Origin of the sequence: Rhodoblastus acidophilus (assembly GCF_025961575.1) — a bacterium.
GTDB classification, from domain to species: Bacteria; Pseudomonadota; Alphaproteobacteria; order Rhizobiales; family Beijerinckiaceae; genus Rhodoblastus; species Rhodoblastus acidophilus_C.
This window is the reverse complement of the sequence record NZ_JAOQNX010000002.1, coordinates 1-19543: the sequence shown is the minus strand read 5'-3', so window position 1 is coordinate 19543 and position 19543 is coordinate 1. Positions and strand designations below refer to the sequence as shown.

Here is a 19543-nt window from a genome sequence, read left to right as displayed (position 1 = left end):
TGCGCCTCACAAAGCGTCATGAACCCTCGTTGCTCGCCGCGATGACATGAAAAAACGAGCCGGTGACGCGCCCGCGACGGGAGCCCACGGGCTTCTTCTCGCCGCCATGGGCGTCGCAGGCTAGGGCGAAAGCCGGATCGTCGCCAAGCGTTTCGATGGTCGCGTGGTGAAACTCGTGCCCCAGAAGAATTTTCCCGCGTGGCCCGAGCGCGCCATCCGCCGCGAGCGTCGCGTGGCGATAGCCGAGCGTCAGCTTGCGCTTGGCGAAACTGGTGGAGACGGAGAGCAGGCCGGCCATGCGGTGGCGCAAGCCATCGGCGTCGGTCAGGATTTCGCCCAGCGCCATATAGCCCCCGCACTCGCCGTGCACCGGTTTTTCCGAGGCAAAGGCCCGCAAGCCCTGGAGAAATTTTTGGGCGTTCGCCAGTTTTCCCGCATGCAATTCCGGATAGCCGCCCGGCAGCCAGCAGAAATCGGCGTCGCGCGGCGGCGGTTCGTCTTGCAGTGGCGAGAAAAACGAAATCTCGGCCCCGGCGCGGCGCCAGCCCAGCAGCAGATGCGGATAGAGGAAGGAAAAGGCGGCGTCGCGCGCGACCGCGATTCTTTGGGCGGGCGGGTCCAGCGCATTGGTTCGAGCGGACGCAGGGACCATTGGCTGCGCCGCGGCCCGCAGCGCATCCAGATCGATATGGGCGCCGACGAAAGCGGCGAGGGCGTCGAGTTTGGCGCCGAGATCGGCGGTGTCGGCGGCCTGGACCAGCCCGAGATGGCGCTCGGGCAGCACGATCTTGGCGTCGCGGGGCAGGGCGCCCAACACTGGCAAGCCGATGGTTTCAAGCGCGGAGGCCGCCAGCCGAACATGCCGTTCGCCGCCCGCCTTGTTGAGGATCACGCCGGCGAGTTTGACCTCGGGATCGAAGCGCGCGCAGCCCAGGGCGACCGCCGCCGCCGTCTGCGCCTGTCCGGAGACATCGAGAACCAGAACGACCGGCAGCCCAAGCTTTTTCGCCAGAGTGGCCGACGCGCCATTGCGGGCCAAATCGCCGGGCGCGCCGTCGAACAGGCCCATGGAGCCCTCGGCGATCAACAGGTCGGCGTCTTGCGCCGCGGTCGCCGCGAGTCCGGCGACCAAACAATCGTCCATCGCCCAGCTGTCGAGATTGAAGCTTGGACGCCCCGTGGCGGCGCCATGAAAGGCGCTGTCGATATAGTCAGGCCCGTTTTTCACTGCGCCGACGCGCAGGCCGCGCTGGCGAAACGCCCGCATCAGCCCGAGCGCGACCGTGGTCTTGCCGCCGCCCGAGCGCGGCGCGGCGATGACAAAACCCTTCATTCCGCGCCGCCGCGCTGCGGCCGGTAGCGGCGCAGGTAATCGGGATCGTAAAGCGCGCTCTCGCGAAAATCCTCTGACGACAGCGCCCGTCCCACCAGCACCAGAGCGGTGCGCTCGACCGGCGATCTGGCAAAACTCGCCTCGATGTCGGCGAGCGTGCCCTGCAAAACCTGTTCGTCGGGCCAGGAGGCGCGGAAAATGATGGCGACGGGGCAATCCGCGCCGAGGATCGGGGTGAGTTCCGCCACCAGCTTGTCGAGCACATGGATCGACAGATGGATGGCGAGCGTCGCGCCGGTTTTGGCGAAGGCGGCCAAGCTTTCACTGTCCGGCATGGCGGAGGCGCGCCCGCTGGTGCGGGTCAGAACCAAGGATTGCGCGACTTCGGGAACAGTCAGCTCGCGCCGCAGCAAGGCGGCGCTGGCGGCGAAGGCGGGCACGCCTGGCGTAACGTCATAGGGAATGCCGAGCCGGTCGAGGCGGCGGGTCTGTTCGGCGAGCGCGCTCCAGATCGAGAGGTCGCCAGAATGCAGCCGCGCCACATCCTCGCCGGCCTCGTGCGCGCGTAAAAATTCGGCTTCGATCTGGTCGAGGCTCATCGGCGCGGTGTCGACGATGCGCGCGTTGGGCGGGCAATAATCGAGCAAGGCCTTGGGCACCAGCGAGCCCGCGTAGAGGCAGACCGGCGAGCGTGCGATCAGGTCGCGGCCGCGCAAGGTGATGAGGTCGGCCGCGCCCGGTCCGGCGCCGATGAAATGCACGGTCATGACAACTCCGAGGCGATGGCGACGGCGCAGGAGACGCCGTTCAGGCTGAATTTTTCCACGATCAGGCGCGAATTGTCGCCCGCGCCGGCGAGCGCGGCGGCTTCGGCGAGGCTGCCGACGCCGGCGAGCGTCATGACCAGCGAGGAGCGCGAAACCACCTCCGCATCGCGCTTTTGCAAATCCGCCTCGTCGTGGAAGACGAGTTTTAGGCGCAAGGCGTTGGCGGCTTCCTTGAGCGGCGCGCTCTCGCGCTTGCGCGAGCTGGTGTGTAGCGCGTCGGCGGTTTTGCCGGCGCGCTCAAGCGCAAGGCGCACGCCTCTTGCGATGGCCTCCGCCGTAGCAAGCGTGCTGAACCCGACGCCCACCGCCACGCTCACTTGGTCACGCTCCATTGCACGCTCGGCATCAACGGGCGGAAACCGCGAAAGCGACCGACGGCGTCGGCATGGGCGAACTGGGTCTGCAACAGTTCGCCGCCCAACCGGCGCTGCGCGGCGAACAGGTCGGCCTGGCTTTCCAGGGTCACGGCGTTGACGACCAGACGCCCGCGCGGCGCCAGCGCGTTCCAGCACAGGTCGATCAAGCCGGGTGCGGTAAAACCGCCGCCGACGAAAATGGCGTCGGGTTTTTCCAGATTTTGCAGCGCGTCGGGCGCCTCGCCCTTGATGACGGTCAAATGCGGGACGCCCAGCGCGGCCGCATTGCGGCGGATGCGCGCGCAGCGTTCCGCGTTCTTTTCGATGGCGATCGCGTGCGTCGACGGGTCCGAAAGCAGCCATTCGATGGAAATGGAGCCGGAGCCGGCGCCGACATCCCAAAGCAGGTCCCGAGGCCGAGGCGCCAGTTGGGACAGCGTCAGGGCGCGCATTTCGCGCTTGGTGATCTGGCCGTCGTGCTCGAACCAGTCGTCGGGCAGTCCCGGCCTTTTTGGTGGAATGCGAACGCCGTCGCCCAAAACTTCGAGCGCGATGGTGTTGAGCGGGTCGACGCCCGCAATATCAAAACTTTCCGCCGTCGCGGTGCGCAACAGCTCGCGAGAACCGCCCATGGCTTCGCAGACCGTAAGCTGCGATGCGCCCAGGCCCCTGTCCCGCAGCAAAGCCGCCAGTTTCGCGGGCGTATCCCCGTCCCACGAAAGCGCCAGCACGCGCGCCTCAGGCTGCAAATGCGGAATAATTTTCTCCAGCGCGCGCCCGTGCAGGGTGACCAGCGCGCAATCCTGCAACGCCCAGCCAAGCCGGCTGGCGGCGAGGCTGAAAGCGGAGGGTTGCGGCAGACACAGAATTTCGGCGGGCGGAACGATCTGCGCCAGCAGCGAGCCGACGCCAAAAAAGAACGGATCGCCGGAGGCCAGCACCACGACGGGTTCGCCGCGCCGCGCCAAAATTTTGGGAAACGCCTCCTGCAAAGGCGAAGGCCAGGCGAGGCGCTCGCCCGCCGTCTCGCCGATCAACTGCAAGTGCCTGAGGCCGCCGACGACGAGCCGCGCTTGCGCGATCCGCTGCCGCGCGGCTAAGGACAGTCCCTCAAGCCCGTCCTCGCCGAGCCCGACAATGGTCAGCCAGGGCGCGCTCATGACCAGGACCCCAAAGGTTTGTTATGCGAATATTGATTCTCGGCGGCTCCAGCGAGGCGACCTTGCTGGCGAAAACCCTTTCGCAACGCGCCGATCTCGACGCCATCCTGTCGCTGGCCGGGCGCACCAAAAACCCCGCTCCCATGCCCCTGCCGACGCGCAGCGGCGGGTTTGGCGGCGTCGAAGGTTTGGTGTCCTATCTCCGGGACGAGCGCATCAACGCCGTGATCGACGCCACGCACCCCTTCGCCGCCCAAATGAAGCGCAATGCGGCGCAAGCCTGTGCGGCGACCAACACGCCGCTGTGCGCCTTCACACGCGCCCCGTGGGTTGCCGGCGAGGGCGACGACTGGATCGAGGTGGACAGCGCCGTGGAGGCCGCCGCTGCTCTTGGGGAGACGCCGAAAAAAAACGTGTTCCTCGCCATCGGCCGCCAGCAGGCGGGCGCCTTTGCCGGAAGCCCGCATCATTTCGTCCTGCGCGCCATCGACGCGCCCGACGCCGAGGCGCTGCCCGCCTCGCTCGATCTGGTGCTGGCGCGCGGGCCGTTCACGGTCGCCGACGAAATCGCCCTGATGCGCGACAAGAAGATCGACATTTTGGTGAGCAAAAACGCTGGCGGCGAGGCGACGCGCGCCAAAATCGACGCGGCGCGCGTGGAAAAACTGCCGGTGGTGATGATCCGCCGCCCGAAAACGCCGGAGCGCCCGGTGTTCGAAAACATCGGGGACGCGCTGGCGTGGATCGAGGCTCACTGTCCGGCCTCATAGAAGCGCGGGGTCAGCACGAACGGCCGCCCGTCCGGTCGCGCGATCAGATGCGTGGTGGTGGCGCCGATCATGACCAGCGTGCTCATGTCGGCGAGGCCCGGATCGGCCTCGCCAAGCGTTGTCAGAACGATGCGCTCGTCGGGCCGGCCGACCGCGCGCGCGAAAGCGACCGGGGTTGAGGCGGGACGCAGGGTCCGCAGCAAAGCGAAGGCGTCGAAAATCTGTTTCGGCCGCGCTTTCGACGCGGGATTGTAGAGGGCGACAACAAAATCGCCGTCCGAGGCCGCCTTGAGCCGGCGCTCGATCAGCTCCCAGGGTTTGAGATTGTCGGAGAGCGAAATGGCGCAGAAATCGCCGCCAAGCGGGGCGCCCAGCCGCGCCGCCGCCGCCTGCATGGCGCTCACGCCGGGCAAAACCTCGATATCGAGGCCGCGCCACTCTTCCGGCCCATTCTCGACCGCCTCCAGCACAGCCGCCGCCATGGCGAACACGCCGGGATCGCCGCCCGAGACCACCCCGACGATTTTTCCCGAACAGGCCAGTTCCAGAGCATGGCGAGAACGGTCGAGTTCGACGCGGTTGTCGCTGCCATGGATGGTCAGGCCGGGGCGAGGCGCAATGCGGTCAACATAGGAAAAATAGCCGATGAGATCGGTCACTTGTTCAAGAACGGCGCTGGCTTCGGGGGTCAGCCAATGCGCCGGCCCCGGCCCGAGGCCGATCACAAAAATTTTTCCGGTCATGGCCGCCGCCCCTGTCCCGGCATCAGGATCAGCGAGAAATAGGGCGCGTCATCGCTAAGCTTTTCGGCCAGCGGGATCACCTTTTGATCCGGCATGGCGCCGCGCTCGACATAGATGGCCCGCTCCAGCCGGCCGGTCTCGGCGAAGGCGCGCCGCACCTTGCCGAAATTCTTGCCGAGCTTCATCACCACGGCGGCGTCGGTCTGGCGCAGCTTTTCCACCAGGGCCTCGTAGGGCAGGGTGCCCGGCAGCACCGACAAAATGTCGTCGCCCCAGGTCATCGGCGCGCCCGCCGCCGCGGCGCAGCCGGCCATGCCGGTGACTCCAGGCACGATCTCAGTGTCAAATTCGTCCTTGAGACGGATGAACAAATGCATGAACGAGCCGTAGAACAGCGGATCGCCCTCGGCGATCAGCGCCACATCCTGGCCGTTGCGCAGCCGTTCCGCCAGTCTGGCCCGCGCCTCCTCGTAAAAACCTGAGAGCGCCGACACATATTCGGGCGAGTCGAACGGAACTTCCGTGGTCAGCGGATAGCCGAGCGGCAATTCCTCGCAACCTTCCGGAATCCAGCGGTCGGCGATGGCGCGCGCATTGCCGCGTCGGCCCGACTTGCAAAAATAGGCGACGACCGAACAGCTTTTCAGCAGCCGCACGGCCTTCACGGTCAAAAGTTCGGGATCGCCCGGACCCAGACCTATGCCATAGAGACGACCCGACACGCTCACTCCTTCGCGCTCGCGAGCGCATTGATCGCCGCCGCCGCCATGGCGCTGCCGCCGCGCCGTCCGCGCACCACCAGATGCGGCGCGCCCGGGAATTCGATCAGCGCATCCTTGGATTCGGCCGCGCCGACAAAGCCGACGGGCATGCCGATGATGCAGGCCGGCATGGGCGCGCCCTCGGCGAACATTTCGAGAAGACGAAACAATGTGGTCGGCGCATTGCCGATGGCGACCACCGAGCCGGCCAGCCGATCCCGCCACAGATCGGCGGCGACCGCCGAGCGGGTCAGGCCGCGCGCCTTCGCCTGCTCGGGCACGCGCGGGTCGGACAGGGTGCAGATGACTTCGTTGTTGGCGGGCAGCCGGGCGCGGGTGACCCCATGGGCGACCATTTGCGCGTCGCAAAAAATCGGCGCTCCGGCCGCCAAAGCCGCCGCGCCGGCTTCCGCCGCGCCGGGCGCAAAGGCGAGGGCCGAGGCGACTTCGGTCATGCCGCAGGCGTGGATGATGCGCACGGCGAGGCGTTCCTCCACGCCCGGCGCGAACCGACCCAAATCCGCCTCGCTGCGGATGATGGCGAAGGAGCGGCGGTAGATTTCGTCGCCTTCGCGGACATAATCATAGCTCGACATGACGCTCACTCCCATCGGGGCGGGTTTTGACGCGCCCCCAACGAGACGTCCCCAAGTCTTCCAGCTCTGGACGGGTTTGAGGCTTTCGGATCAAGCCTTTCGGCTTGCCGAGGGCGCCTGCGCATTTTTTGCGCGAGGACCGTCGCGGCGCCTACTTGGCCGAGACGGTCGCCCTTGTCAATCCGACGCGACAGCTCGGGTTTTGGGCGTTCGCGAAAAGGCGTGGCGCAGCAGCGCGGCGGCGCGGAACGGCGCGTGCAGCGCCTTGGTCGCGGGCAGGGCGAGAAAAAAGCCGGTGACGAGGCTGAGGTGGCCCAGCAGCAGCGGTCCCATCGCCGGGGTATCGCGGAAAAACAGCAAGGCGAGGCCGCTCAGCGCAACGAGCTGCAGGGCGATCAGGAAAATGACGTTGAGCTGGGTTTCGCCGGGTTCCGAGACCTCGCGCTCCATCCGCGTTTCGAGCGCCAGCAGACCCGCCGCGCCCGCGACAATGCCGAGACCGCCCGCCAGTCCCAATAGCACCGGCGGGCTGGCGAGCGGGAAGGGCGGGGAGAGCCCCCAAAAATGCTCGTAAGCAGCGGCGACAAGGGTTGAGGCGAAAGCCAGCAGCACGCCGCCCGCCATCAGGTGATGGAAAATTTTTCGGCTCCGCGAAAAGCCGGGGCCGATGTCATGGCAACCGGGGCCGCCGCCGTCGAGGTGGCGCAGGGTGACAATGTCCATGGCGGCCCGCCACAGCGCCGGGCCGAGCCGGCCGGGCTGCAAATCCGCGGAAATCGTCCGCCAAAACCGCAGGGTCGAAACCGCCATGCTGATGGTCGCAAAAGTCAGGGCGCCGCCGCCCAGGCCCGCCATCACGCCCCAGGGGACGACGGAGTAAAAGCCGGATTGTCCGTGCGAGGAGGCGAAGGTTAGCATTGCCAGCGTCAAAAGGGCCGCGGCGACGAGAAAAACCGCGCCGAGCGCCGGCCGTTCAAAACCATGGCGCAGGACCCGCGGCCAGACATGGTCCGCATAGGTTTGCCGCCGCACCCGCGCCAGCACGGCGGGCGCGTTGACGGCGAAGGGATGGGGCGGGGCATATTGGCAGGCGTGCCAGCAGGCGCGGCAATTGTGGCAGAGATTGGCGAGATAGGCGTCGCCAAAATCATCGCGCTGGCCCGCCAGCGCCGGGAACACCGGGCACAGGCCGTCGCAATACATGCAGGCGGCGCAAATCCTCAGGATGCGGTCGGCTTCATCAGTTGAGGACATGGCGCGCGGCGGCCTCCCCGGCGCGCCGTCCCGTGACGGCGGACAGCGTCAATCCCAGCCCGGCCATATAGCCCCGCGTGAAAAAATTGGGCGCAACGATCATGCCCGCGCCGAACAGGCTTGTGTTGCCTTCCCTGCACAGGCGCATGTCCGCGTCCGCCGCCAGACCGTAATGCACGAAAGTCAGGCCTGCGCGCATGGGAAAGGCGAAAAACGGCGGCGCGCCAAGGGGAGCGCTTTCCGCCAATGCGGCGCCGTCAAGCCCCAGCTTGCCGGCGAGCGCATCGAGCCTATCGGCGCGGATCGGCGCCAGCGCCGCCGGCAGGGTTTTGGCAAACCCGTGCGCGTCGAGGATGAGAAACGCCACGCCGCCGTCGCAAGCTGCGATCCGCGCCCCCCATTGGGCGTAATGGGATTTTTTTGGGCTCGCGCCCGCCAGTTCGACGCGTCGCCCGTGGCGGTCCACCACCAGTCCGTGCGGAATGGCGGTGATGCGGGTGACGATGCCGCCGTCATCCTCCGGCCCCCGCGCGTCCACGGCGACCATATGGCAGGAGGAGGGGTCGCCGAGGGTTTTGCAGCCGCGTTCCGCCAAAAGTTGCATCAGCCGACCGTTGGAAGACCGGGCGCCTCGCAGCAATACGCCTTCGCCAATGTGTTGCTTTCGCCAGTCGGGATCGCCGCCGGGGCCGCCGGAAGCGACGACGACGGCCCGCGCAAAGATCCGTTTTTTCATTGCGCCAGTCGTGACCTCCGCCTCCCAGCCGCCCAAAACCTCGGTGAGCCCGACCGCCTCGCTTTCGTAATCGAAGCTCACGCCCAGGCGCGCCGCGGCGCCATAGAGCGCGTTGACCATCGCCTTGCCGCCGCCGAGCAGAAAAGCGGTGCGCCGGGAATAGGGGAGCACGCCGACATCGGGGGCTTGCAGGAGGACGCCGCAGCCCATCAGCCACTCCGCGACGCCAGCCGAATCCTCCACCAGCCCGCGCGCAAAACCCTCGTCCGGGCAGCCTGTTTTCTCCAGTTCGGCCAGAAACTCGGCGGCGGAATAGACGTCAGGCGTGTGCCAGACCGGCGTTTCGTGGGCGATGCGAAAATTGCGGGCGTGACGCGCATTGCCGCCGCGCAGCGCGCGCGGGGCGCTTTCCAGCACATGCGCGTCGACCCCGAGCCGGCGCGCCGCGATGGCGGCGCACAGGCCGGCGATTCCGCCCCCGATGATCACGACTGTGTTTGGCGCCATGTCGCCCCTGAACGAGGTCATCGGCCACGCACGTCATGCCCGGGCTTGTCCCGGGCATCCACGCCAACCCGCGAAGGACTATGCCGCAACGAGTCGCATTGCGGCGCCGCGCGAACAGGCCCGGCCATGACGACCTCAAACGGCATATTTTTCCGGATGCTTGCGTGTTTGTCGACTTGCGCCCTTGTAAGCCGTCTGGCGACGTGTGAACAGCCCCGGACGGGCGACCCTTGCGTCAATAAAAATTCGTAATTACAGAGAAGTCCGTCTGCGCGCCGGATGGATGGGCGTAAGACGGACTGGCGGCTTGCCCCGCCTCGACCGCAAGACGGTCCTTTCGCGCCTTCGAGCAGGCGCTCGCCTGCAAAGAGGTCTTTCTTGCTGTCATCCCAGCGTTCCCTGCTGAATGTGCTGCTTCCGGCGCTGGTCTGCGTGCTGGCTTTGGCGTCTCTCGGCGTCGGCGCCGTGCATCTGCCGATCCCGACGGTCGTGGACGCCCTGTTCGGCGGCGCCACCGAGGCGCAGCGCGCCATCGTCCAGGAAATCCGTCTGCCGCGCACCCTGCTCGCCGCCACCATCGGCGCCATGCACGGCCTCTCCGGCGCGGCCTTGCAGGGGTTGTTGCGCAATCCGCTCGCGGCGCCCTCGCTGTTCGGCGCGCCGCAGGCGGCGGCCTTCGGCGCGGTGCTGGCCATCGCCACGGGTCTGGGCGACGCCCTGTCCTTCGCCTTGCCGCTGTCGGCGATCCTGATGGCGTTTCTGTCCGCCTTCGTCCTGGTCGCCATTGTCGGGCGCGAGTCCAATCTGCTGCTGCTGATCCTCGCGGGTCTGGCGCTGTCGAGCCTCGCCGGCGCCGCCACCGCGCTGGCGCTCAATCTGGCGGCGAGCCCGTTCGCGGCGCTGGAAATCTCGTTCTGGCTGCTGGGTTCGCTGGACGACCGCAGCTTTCGTCATGTGCTGCTGGCCTGGCCGTTCATGGCCTGTGGCGCCTTTCTGCTGTTCGCCCGGCGCGACGCGTTTCGCGTGCTGAGTCTCGGCGAGGAGGCGGCGCAGAGCCTCGGCGTCAATGTCTCGGCTTTGCGCTTGCACGTCATTCTCGGCGTGGCGCTGGGCGTCGGCGCCTCGGTCGCGGTCTCGGGAACCATCGGCTTTATCGGCCTGGTCGTGCCGCATCTGATGCGCCCGCTGGTCGGGCACGATCCCGGCCGGCTGCTCGCGCCCAGCGCCTTTGCCGGCGCGGCGCTGCTGCTCGCCGCCGACATCGCCGTGCGCCTGATCCCCTCGACCTCTTCGATCAAGGTCGGCGTGCTCACCTCGCTGATCGGCGTGCCTTTCTTCCTCTATCTGGTGTTCCGCGAGCGCCGGAAACTGGAGGCGGCGGCATGAGCGGTTTTGAAGTCCGCGACCTCAGCGTCCGCCTCGCCGGCCGGCAGGTCCTGCGAAGCATTTGTTTTGATGCGGAAAACGGCAGTCTCGTCGCGCTGGTCGGGCCGAGCGGCGCCGGCAAGACCACGCTGTTGCGCGCCTTGGCCGGCCTGATCCCCAGCGAAGGCGGCATGGTTTTCGCCGGCGTGGACGTGCGCGGTCTTTCCGTGGCGCAGCGCGCGCAAAAATTCGCCTATGTGCCGCAGGACGATTCCGTCCATTGGCCGCTGCCGGTCCGCGACGTCGTCGCGCTCGGGCGTTTTCCGCATGGCGCCTCGCGGCCCGACCGGCTTTCCGGGCGCGACCTCCTTGCCGTCGAGCAGGCGCTCGATGTCGTCGATCTCCAGGCGATGGCCGATCGTCCCGTGACAAAACTGTCCGGCGGCGAACGGCGGCGCGTCGCGGTCGCCCGCGCGCTGGCGACGCAAGCCCCGGTCCTGTTCGCCGACGAGCCGACGGCCTCCGTCGATCCGCATTACCAGCTGTCGATCATGGCGCTGCTGCGCCACCAGGCGCGCGAGGGCGCGCTGGTTTTCGTCGTCACCCATGATCTCGGCGCGGCCGCCCGCTTCGCCGACCGGGTCCTGCTGCTCAGCGACGGGCGCCTTGAGGCGGCGGGAACGCCGGACGCCGTGCTGTCGTCCGCGCAATTGGCCGATGTCTTCGCCATCGACATTTTTAGATGCGAGCACGCCAGCGAACCCGTGATCGTGCCCTGGACCGCCCGATGATTTTTAGAACGCTGGCCGTTGCGGCGCTGCTGGTGGGGGCTGCGCAAGCAGCGCCGCTGCGCATCGCTTCGATCAACATGTGCGCGGACCAGCTCTTGCAGACCCTGGCCGATCCGGAACAAATCGCCGGCCTCGGCCCCTATTCGCGCGACGCCAGCCTGTCCTGGCTGGCCGAGGACGCCAAAAAATATCCGCGTCTGACCGGCGAGGCGGAAGACATTATCGCCCTGAAACCCGATCTGGTGCTCGCCGGAAAATATGGGAAAAAGGCGACGCGCGATTTGCTCGAAGATCAAAAGATCAAGGTCGTGGATTTCGATGTTCCCCGCAGCATCGACGAGGTCAAGGCCCAGGTGCGCCGCGTCGGCGACATTGTCGGCCATCCCGAGCGCGCCAGCGCGCTCAACGAAAAGATCGATGTCGCGGCGGCCCGCGCCCGCACGAAAGCGGCGCAAGGACATCCCAAAATTCTCGCGGTGTCGCGGCGCGGCTGGATCGCCGGAACCAACAATTTGCTGTCGTCGCTGCTGGCCACGGCTGGGCTCGCCAATGCGGCGGGCGAGCTGGGGCTGAAAACCGGCGGCTTTGTCTCGCTCGAAACCATCATCGCTGCAAAACCCGACCTGATCCTCGTGGCGGAGGCGGCGCCAAGCGCGGAGGACCAGGGCAAGGCGCTGCTGCTGCATCCCGCGCTCGACCGCAATTATCCGCCGGAGCGCCGCATTGTCATCCCAGAGCAACTGACCATTTGCGGCGGGCCGATGCTGCCCGCCGCGCTGGACCGCCTGTCCGAGGCGATGAGCGGGACCGGTCGTTAGACGCGGTTCCGATATCCATGGTTCGATGCTTCGACAAGCTCAGCAGGCCGCTTCGCGGCCTCCTCACCATGAGGGAATTCTTTATATTTCAGTAGCCCTCATGCTGAGGAGGCCCGAAGGGCCGTCTCGAAGCACGAGGGTGGTCCACGCGTTTACTCCGACGCCGCGTCCTTGATGCGGTTGGGGTCCTGTTCGTGTCCGTCCCAGATTACCGGCTTCTCCAGCCAGCGTTGAATAAAATTCCACGCCTTCTTGTAGCCGTTGTGCGGCAGGGTGCAGGCCGAACAATCTTTTCGTTTCATGCCGTTGCGGTCGACGATGACGCTGTAGGGACCGGGACACTCATAGGCGATCAGCGGGCAGTAGCAAAACAGGCAGTTGAACTCGCGCTCGACGCCCTGGTGGCACGGATAAAAAGGACAGGCTGTGTTGGTGAACCCCATGTAGCCCGTCTTGGCGGTGCTGTCTTTCGGCTCCATGCGCATGCTCCTTATTGTTCGTTGGGGCCGGCGAAAGCCCGCATCTGCTCTACAAAACGCGCGGCGAGTTCGGGCCGTTGCGCCAGGGGAATGTGGACATAGCTGGCGAGCAGCCCGCGCTCCGCGTGGCCGGCGAGGGCGACCGGCGAAGAGTCGCGGCTGCCTTGCAGACGCCAGGCCGGCGCGGGCGGCGCATCCTCACGCTCCCAGATGCTGTAGTGGAATTCGTGTCCGCGCAAGGACTCGCCGGTGCGCAGCAGCGGCGTGTCGACCAGCGCCGTGGCGCGGCGGTAGCCGAGTGAAGCGAGCCGTTGCGTCATTTTCACCGCGCCGGGCACCAAACCCGCCATGGGATGGCGGACGCCGTCGAGATCGATCAAGGCTTCCGTCAGCGCCATGAACCCGCCGCACTCCGCCAGGATCGGCGCGCCCTTGTCGTGGAGGGCGCGCAGGTCGCGCCAAAGCCGCGTGTTCGCGGCGATCTCGCGGGCGAAAAGCTCGGGATAGCCGCCGCCCAGGAAGACGCCGGCTGTTCCCTCGGGCAGGGTGTCGCCCGCCACTGGGCTGAAGCGGACGACGCGCGCCCCGGCGGCTGCCAAAATGTCGATGTCGTCCTGATAATAGAAGGAGAAGGCGGGGTCGCTGGCCAAGGCGAGGATCGGCCCGTCGCTCGCCGCGCTCTGGGCCGAAACATTTTGCACGGGAAGGGCGGGGGCGCTGTGGGCAAGGGCAAGCAGGGCGTCGAGGTCGAAATTTTGCGCCACCGCCTCGGCGACCGCGGCCAGCGTCGCCTCGCGGCCCTCGTTGAGCGCGGCGAGATCGAGGCCCAGATGCCGCTCGGGAATGGTCAGGGCGTTCTTGCGCAGCATCCAGCCGAGCGTCGGCAGACCGGTCTTTTGCGCGATCGCGGCGGCGCAGCCCTTCGCGTGCCCCTCGGACCCCGCGAAATTCAGCGCCAGAGCCGCGACCGGCTTTTCGGGATCGAACCGCGCGAACCCCAAAGCCGTCGCAGCCGCGCTGCGCGCCGCGCCGGAAATATCGAGAATGAGCAGAACCGGCGCCCCGAGCGCGGCGGCGATGGCGGCCGTGGACCCCTCGTCGCTCTCAAAACCGGCGCCGTCGAACAGGCCCATCACGCCCTCAATCACGGCGATATCGGCGTCGGCGCAGGCGCGCGCAAAACTGTCGCGCATGCCGGAGACGCCGAGCATCCAGGCGTCGAGATTGCGGCAGGGCCGCCCGGCCGCCGCGCCGAGCCAGCCGGGATCGATATAGTCGGGGCCGCATTTGAACGGCTGAACGCGAAAACCGCGCCGGCGCAGCGCGCCGATCAGCCCCGCGGTGAGAAGGGTTTTGCCTGAGCCTGAGCCCGCGCCTGAAACAACGATCCTGGCCGTCAAGCAGCGGGCTCCGTTCGCCGTCGCAGCAGATAAATGTCGAGAATCCAGCCGTGGCGCTCTTTTTCGAGGCGCACCTTTTCCGCAAGCGCCGGGCCGATTTCCTTCAGCGGACCGGACTCCAAAACCTCGTGCTCGGTGCCGAGATAGGCGCCCCAATAGATATAAAAGTCTTCCGGGTCGATCTGGGCGAAGGCGGCGTTGGAATCGAGCATGACCGCGAGGGAGTCAAACCCTTTGGCGGCGCCGGACAGCAGCCGCCGCGCCGTCGTCACCAGAAAATCGCCGCCGATTTCATGCAGGGAAATCGCATGGCGCGCGGCGAGCAGATGCAGGCTGCTGACAGCGGGCGTCACCTCCACCGCGAATTCGCCGGGATAGTGCGCCTGAACCCGGCGCAGAATGGCGATGCTGCTGTCGTAAAGGGCGGGATCGCCCCAGACCAGCACGCCGCCCTTTTCGCCGTCCTGCAAATGCTCGGCGAACAATTTGCCAAAAATCTCGGCTTTCGCCGCATGCCAGTCGGCGACCACGTCGAGATACCCCTCCTGCGCCGGGGCGCGCGGCGGGCTTTCCGCGGTGACGATGCGATAGGCGCCGGGACCGCGATGCAGGTCGAGGATTTTTCGGCGCGCGTCGCCCAAAAACTCTTTGCCGCGTCCCGGCTTTTCCAAAAGGAAGAACACGTCGCAAGCGCGCAAGGCCTCGACCGCCTGCGCGGTCAAAAATTCGGGGTCGCCGGGGCCCATGCCAATGAGACAAATGGTCCGCATTATCGCGCCAATTTTATAAGAGCGTCGAGGTCGAGATTGGCCTCGATATGGTCGGCCAGAGCCTCAAGGGTTTGTTCGACGCGCTCCTCAAACGCCAGATTCGAGATTTGCGCCCCCAATTGCTTCAACCAGGCGGTTCGAAAAGCATCGCCGCCGAACACGCCATGGACATAGGCGCCGACCACGCGTCCGTCAGGCGAAACCGCGCCCTCCGGCTTGAACGCGCCATCGCCGTGATCGAGGATCATCCAGGGCCGCTCCAGGCCGGGGCCGGTGGTGCGGCCCATATGCATTTCATAGCCGGTGACCCGCACCCCGGTCACATGGTCGAGGGCGTCAATGTCGACAAGGCGCTTTTCGTCGGACATTTCCGTTTCGAGATCGAGCAGACCCAGGCCTTCAGTTTCGCCGGGCGGCCCCTCGATGCCCTGGGGGTCGCGGACGACGCGGCCCAGAATCTGGTAGCCGGCGCACAGGCCGAGCACGCGTCCGCCGCGGCGGACATGGGCGCGGATGTCGATATCCCAGCCCTCGCGCTTGATCAGGTCGAGTTCGGTGCGGGTCGATTTGGAGCCGGGAATGATGACCACATCGACATCGCCGGGAATGGGGGTTCCCGGTTGAATCCATTGCAGGTTGACGTCGGGCTCCGCCACCAGCGGGTCGAGGTCGTCGAAATTGGCGACGCGTTGCAGGCGCAGAACCGCGATTTTCAGCTTGCCCTGGCTGCCGGCGGCGGCGCGCTCCAGCGCCAGCGAATCTTCCGCGGGCAGGCGCTCGGCGGCGGGGAACCAGCGCAAAACGCCCAAAAACGGCCAGTTGGTGTGCTCGGTGATGGTGACGCAGCCCGGCTCGAAAATGGAAAAATCGCCGCGAAACTTGTTGACGATATAGCCGACGACGCGGGCGCGGTCGGCTTCGCTCAGCAGCGCCCAGGTGCCGACAATGGCGCCCATGGTCCCGCCGCGATCGATGTCGGAGAGGAAGATGACGGGCAGGTCGGCTTCCTCGGCAAAACGCATGTTGGTGATGTCGGAGGAGCGCAAATACGCTTCGGCGCCGCTGCCCGCGCCCTCGACGATGACGAGGTCGGACTCGCGCGCCAGCCGCTCAAAACTGTCGACCACGGCCGGCATCAGCTGGCGGCGCATGTGATGGTAGATTTTGGCGGGGCAATTGCCGAGAACCCGGCCGCGCAACACCACTTGGGCGCCAATGTCGCTCTGCGGCTTCAAAAGCACCGGATTCATGTGGATCGACGGTTCCGCAAAGCATGCGCGCGCCTGGAGCGCCTGCGCCCGGCCGATCTCGCCCCGCGGGATCAGCCCATCGGGGCCGGGGGGCAGGTCGGAATTGGCCGCCACCGCCGCGTTATTGCTCATGTTCTGCGCCTTGAACGGGCGCACGACCAAGCCCCGCCGCGCATAGGCCCGGCACAGGCCCGCCACCACCATGCTCTTGCCGACATCGGAGCTGGTGCCTTGGATCATCAGGCTTTTGGCGCGGCGGGGGCCGTCGTCCGGGCGCGGCGTATACTGGATGCGGGCGATCAGGTCGGCGGCTTGCGCTGGGATCATCTGGGGCTCAGGGTTTGACTTCCTGCCGGGGCGAACGATAGGAAGGGGCGTGATCATCGTCAGCCCCCTTTGCCACGTCGAGAGCCTGGCCGCCAAACACAATTTTTCGCGTTCGCTCTCTCTGCTCGCGCCCTGGCAGCTGGTGATCTTCGATACGAGCCCGCTGCCGCCCGATCACAAAATCCTGGCTTTTAACGATGTCACCGCCCCCGGGCCGGGCCTTGTGCCGCCCGACGAGGCCGTGGTCGGCGCGATTCTGGAGTTTGGAAGCGCCTGCGCGCCGGACGAGGACGTTCTGGTTCATTGCTGGATGGGGGTAAGCCGCTCGCCGGCCGCCGCCTATATCATCGCCTGCGCCCGCGCTCCTGGAAAAGAGCATGCTCTCGCCCAGAATTTGCGAAGCGTTTCCCCGATCGCCACCCCCAACCGGCTGCTGGTCTCGCTCGCCGACGATCTTTTGGGCCGCGGCGGCTTGATGGTGGACGCCATCGACGCCATCGGCCGGGGGCGCGAATTTGAAGGCGACGCGCCGGCCTTCGTCCTGCCGCTCTGACCAAGCCAAGATCGAGGACTTTGGCGCAGTGCATCGCCACTGCGGTCTTTGACAACCTTGGGTTGCAAATTAACGAAAGCTTTACCCGCCCCGGTTAGCTTGCCGCCATGTGCGGATAGCATCGGACACCCCTGCGTTTGGCTCACGCCTGCAGATTTCCGAACGTCAGCGCGGCGTTGGAATCGGGTGATTGAGCCCGAAAGCATGAAGCTTTTCCGACGCGAGGCTCGCGCGAGCCATGTCTTCTCCAATCAATGCCGTTCCCGGACACGCGTCCGGGAGATTCCGTTCCGAGAAGGCCGCTTTCGCCTGCGATCAGTGCGAAAGAGTCAAACCGCAAGGCTCGCCGCGCCATGACGTCCATTATTTCCTCACTGACCAACGCCCAGATTGCCGCGCTTTCCACGCTTTCGATTTCACGGTTGAACACCGCTGACATCGCCGCGCTGACAACGACCCAGGCCGCGCAGCTGACCTCCAAGCAGGTGGCCGCATTCCAGACTGAAGAAATTGTCGCCTTCGGCGCGAAGATCAGCTCGCTGACCGCGAGCGCCATTTCCGGCCTGACCTCGAGCCAGGCGCTGGTTCTGTCCACGACCGAAATGGCCAGCCTCACGACCTCCCAGGTTGCGGTCATCCAGGCCTACGAGATCAACTCATTCTCCTCCGACCAGATTCACGCGCTCACCACCGACGATTTCCAGGCGCTGACCACGGCGCAGGCGGCGGCGCTGAGCACCGACAATATCGCCAAGCTGACGACGGCCCAGGTCGACGCCTTGACGACCAAGGCCGTCGCGGCGCTGTCGAACGCCCAGATCGCGGCTTTGACCACGGCTGAAGTGCATTCGCTGACCACCGACCAGGCCAAGGCTTTGACCTCGGCGCAGGTGGCGTCGCTGTCGACCAGCCAGGCCAAGGCGCTGACGACCGATCAGATCGCCATTCTGGGGGCGGCGCAGGCGGCGTCCCTGACCACCGACGCGATCGCGGCGATGGGCACGGACCAGATCCATGCCTTGAGCACGGCGGCGACGGCGGCGCTGAAGACGGCGCAGATCGCGGTGCTGACTACGGCGCAGGCTGTGGCCTTGAGCACCGACCAGATCGCGGCTTTGACCACGGCGCAGACGGTGGCCTTGAGCACCGACAATATCGCCAAGCTGACGGCGAGCGAACTCGCGGCGGTCACGACCAAGGATATTGCGGCGCTGAAGACCGAGCAGATCGCGGCGCTGACCACGGCTGACGTGCATGGTCTGTCGACCGACCAGGCCAAGGCTTTGACCTCGGCGCAGGTGGCGTCGCTGTCGACCAGCCAGGCCAAGGCGCTGACGACCGATCAGATCGCCATTCTGGGGGCGGCGCAGGCGGCGTCCCTGACCACCGACGCGATTGCGGCGATGGGCACGGACCAGATCCATGCGCTGAGCACGGCGGCGACGGCGGCGCTGAAGACGGCGCAGATCGCGGTGCTGACCACGGCGCAGGCTGTGGCGCTGAGCACCGACCAGATCGCGGCTTTGACCACGGCGCAGACGGTGGCCCTGAGCACCGACAATATCGCCAAGTTGACGGCGAGCGAACTCGCGGCGGTCACGACCAAGGACATCGCCGCGCTGAGCACGGCGCAGATCGGCGCTCTGACCACGGCTGACGTGCATGGTCTGTCGACCGATCAGGCCAAGGCTTTGACCTCGGCGCAGGTGGCGTCGCTGTCGACCAGCCAGGCCAAGGCGCTGACGACCGATCAGATCGCCATTCTGGGGGCGGCGCAGGCGGCGTCCCTGACCACCGACGCGATTGCGGCGATGGGCACGGATCAAATCCATGCGCTGAGCACGGCGGCGACGGCGGCGCTGAAGACGGCGCAGATCGCGGTGCTGACCACGGCGCAGGCTGTGGCCTTGAGCACCGACCAGATCGCGGCTTTGACCACGGCGCAGACGGTGGCCCTGAGCACCGACAATATCGCCAAGCTGACGGCGAGCGAGCTCGCGGCGGTCACGACCAAGGACATCGCCGCGCTGAGCACCGCGCAGATCGGCGCGCTGACCACGGCTGACGTGCATGGTCTGTCGACCGATCAGGCCAAGGCTTTGACCTCGGCGCAGGTGGCGTCGCTGTCGACCAGCCAGGCCAAGGCGCTGACGACGGATCAGATCGCCATTCTGGGGGCGGCGCAGGCGGCGTCTCTGACCACCGACGCGATCGCGGCGATGGGCACGGACCAGATCCATGCCCTGAGCACGGCGGCGACGGCGGCGCTGAAGACGGCGCAGATCGCGGTGCTGACCACGGCGCAGGCTGTGGCCTTGAGCACCGACCAGATCGCGGCTTTGACAACGGCGCAGACGGTGGCCCTGAGCACCGACAATATCGCCAAGCTGACGGCGAGCGAGCTCGCTGCGGTCACGACCAAGGACATCGCCGCGCTGTCGACGGCGCAGATCGGCGCTCTGACCACGGCTGACGTGCATGGTCTGTCGACCGATCAGGCCAAGGCTTTGACCTCGGCGCAGGTGGCGTCGCTGTCGACCAGCCAGGCCAAGGCGCTGACGACCGATCAGATCGCCATTCTGGGGGCGGCGCAGGCGGCGTCTCTGACCACCGACGCGATTGCGGCGATGGGCACGGATCAAATCCATGCGCTGAGCACGGCGGCGACGGCGGCGCTGAAGACGGCGCAGATCGCGGTGCTGACCACGGCGCAGGCTGTGGCCTTGAGCACCGACCAGATCGCGGCT

At 66.7% G+C, this 19543-nt stretch carries 17 protein-coding genes and 2 pseudogenes; 6 read left to right on the top strand and 13 right to left on the bottom strand.

The window, feature by feature from the left end:
- Window positions 1–16: 16 nt before the first annotated feature.
- The 4 genes from M2320_RS01340 to cbiE are packed head-to-tail and all read right to left on the bottom strand — an operon-like array spanning window position 17 to window position 3676.
- Window positions 17–1333 carry a cobyrinate a,c-diamide synthase gene (locus M2320_RS01340; RefSeq protein ID WP_264595752.1) on the bottom strand — a complete coding sequence of 439 codons (1317 nt, stop codon included), beginning with the start codon at window positions 1331–1333 and terminating at the stop codon, window positions 17–19.
- Window positions 1330–2100 carry a precorrin-4 C(11)-methyltransferase gene (gene cobM, locus M2320_RS01335; protein WP_184427348.1) on the bottom strand — a complete coding sequence of 257 codons (771 nt, stop codon included), beginning with the start codon at window positions 2098–2100 and terminating at the stop codon, window positions 1330–1332. Before cobM ends, M2320_RS01340 begins: the two co-directional genes overlap by 4 nt.
- Window positions 2097–2492, bottom strand: coding sequence for a cobalamin biosynthesis protein (locus M2320_RS01330; protein WP_264595751.1), 396 nt, complete (start codon window positions 2490–2492; stop codon window positions 2097–2099). The genes cobM and M2320_RS01330 overlap by 4 nt, the downstream gene beginning before the upstream one ends.
- Window positions 2474–3676, bottom strand: coding sequence for a precorrin-6y C5,15-methyltransferase (decarboxylating) subunit CbiE (cbiE, locus tag M2320_RS01325; RefSeq protein WP_264595750.1), 1203 nt, complete (start codon window positions 3674–3676; stop codon window positions 2474–2476). The genes M2320_RS01330 and cbiE overlap by 19 nt, the downstream gene beginning before the upstream one ends.
- 23 nt (window positions 3677–3699) lie before the next feature.
- Between cbiE and M2320_RS01320 the strand changes: the two genes are divergently transcribed.
- Complete coding sequence (locus M2320_RS01320) at window positions 3700–4446, top strand: cobalt-precorrin-6A reductase (RefSeq protein WP_264595749.1); 747 nt, start codon at window positions 3700–3702, stop codon at window positions 4444–4446.
- On the opposite strand, the gene cobJ is transcribed toward M2320_RS01320, so the two are convergent.
- From cobJ to tcuA, 5 genes are all read right to left on the bottom strand, one after another.
- On the bottom strand, window positions 4428–5189 hold the full coding sequence (cobJ, locus tag M2320_RS01315) for a precorrin-3B C(17)-methyltransferase (protein WP_264595748.1): 762 nt from the start codon (window positions 5187–5189) through the stop codon (window positions 4428–4430). The two genes, M2320_RS01320 and cobJ, sit on opposite strands and share 19 nt — an antisense overlap.
- Window positions 5186–5911: a precorrin-2 C(20)-methyltransferase gene (locus tag M2320_RS01310; RefSeq protein WP_425540642.1), complete on the bottom strand. Its 726-nt coding sequence runs from the start codon at window positions 5909–5911 to the stop codon at window positions 5186–5188. The genes cobJ and M2320_RS01310 overlap by 4 nt, the downstream gene beginning before the upstream one ends.
- A gap of 2 nt (window positions 5912–5913) precedes the next feature.
- Complete coding sequence (locus M2320_RS01305; protein WP_264595746.1) at window positions 5914–6546, bottom strand: precorrin-8X methylmutase; 633 nt, start codon at window positions 6544–6546, stop codon at window positions 5914–5916.
- A gap of 177 nt (window positions 6547–6723) precedes the next feature.
- Entirely contained in the window at window positions 6724–7800 is a 1077-nt protein-coding gene (gene tcuB, locus M2320_RS01300) for a tricarballylate utilization 4Fe-4S protein TcuB (RefSeq protein WP_264595745.1), read from the bottom strand.
- Window positions 7787–9043, bottom strand: a complete 1257-nt coding sequence (gene tcuA, locus M2320_RS01295) for an FAD-dependent tricarballylate dehydrogenase TcuA (protein ID WP_264595744.1) — start codon at window positions 9041–9043, stop codon at window positions 7787–7789. The genes tcuB and tcuA overlap by 14 nt, the downstream gene beginning before the upstream one ends.
- A 408-nt stretch (window positions 9044–9451) precedes the next feature.
- Here tcuA and M2320_RS01290 point away from each other — a divergent pair.
- From M2320_RS01290 to M2320_RS01280, 3 genes and pseudogenes are all read left to right on the top strand, one after another.
- Window positions 9452–10431, top strand: a pseudogene (locus tag M2320_RS01290) (FecCD family ABC transporter permease); the annotation flags it as partial.
- The gene (locus M2320_RS01285; protein WP_264595742.1) at window positions 10426–11199 is read left to right on the top strand and encodes an ABC transporter ATP-binding protein; all 774 of its coding nucleotides are present in this window, start codon (window positions 10426–10428) and stop codon (window positions 11197–11199) included. The pseudogene M2320_RS01290 and the gene M2320_RS01285, both read left to right, overlap by 6 nt.
- Complete coding sequence (locus M2320_RS01280) at window positions 11196–12017, top strand: ABC transporter substrate-binding protein (RefSeq protein ID WP_264595741.1); 822 nt, start codon at window positions 11196–11198, stop codon at window positions 12015–12017. Before M2320_RS01285 ends, M2320_RS01280 begins: the two co-directional genes overlap by 4 nt.
- A 152-nt stretch (window positions 12018–12169) precedes the next feature.
- Here the strand turns inward: M2320_RS01280 and M2320_RS01275 are convergent, their stop codons facing one another.
- The 4 genes from M2320_RS01275 to M2320_RS01260 are packed head-to-tail and all read right to left on the bottom strand — an operon-like array spanning window position 12170 to window position 16243.
- Entirely contained in the window at window positions 12170–12496 is a 327-nt protein-coding gene (locus tag M2320_RS01275; protein WP_264595740.1) for a cysteine-rich small domain-containing protein, read from the bottom strand.
- An 11-nt stretch (window positions 12497–12507) separates the two neighbouring features.
- Window positions 12508–13896 carry a cobyrinate a,c-diamide synthase gene (locus M2320_RS01270; protein ID WP_264595739.1) on the bottom strand — a complete coding sequence of 463 codons (1389 nt, stop codon included), beginning with the start codon at window positions 13894–13896 and terminating at the stop codon, window positions 12508–12510.
- Entirely contained in the window at window positions 13893–14666 is a 774-nt protein-coding gene (gene cobF / locus M2320_RS01265; RefSeq protein WP_264595738.1) for a precorrin-6A synthase (deacetylating), read from the bottom strand. The genes M2320_RS01270 and cobF overlap by 4 nt, the downstream gene beginning before the upstream one ends.
- The gene (locus tag M2320_RS01260) at window positions 14666–16243 is read right to left on the bottom strand and encodes a cobyric acid synthase (protein ID WP_264595737.1); all 1578 of its coding nucleotides are present in this window, start codon (window positions 16241–16243) and stop codon (window positions 14666–14668) included. Before M2320_RS01260 ends, cobF begins: the two co-directional genes overlap by 1 nt.
- Window positions 16244–16292: 49 nt before the next feature.
- Here M2320_RS01260 and M2320_RS01255 point away from each other — a divergent pair, with 49 nt between their 5' ends.
- Together M2320_RS01255 and M2320_RS01250 are read left to right on the top strand one after the other, a co-directional pair.
- Window positions 16293–16796, top strand: a complete 504-nt coding sequence (locus M2320_RS01255; protein ID WP_264595736.1) for a tyrosine phosphatase family protein — start codon at window positions 16293–16295, stop codon at window positions 16794–16796.
- Window positions 16797–17149: 353 nt separating this feature from the next.
- Window positions 17150–19543: pseudogene (locus M2320_RS01250) on the top strand (hypothetical protein); the annotation flags it as partial.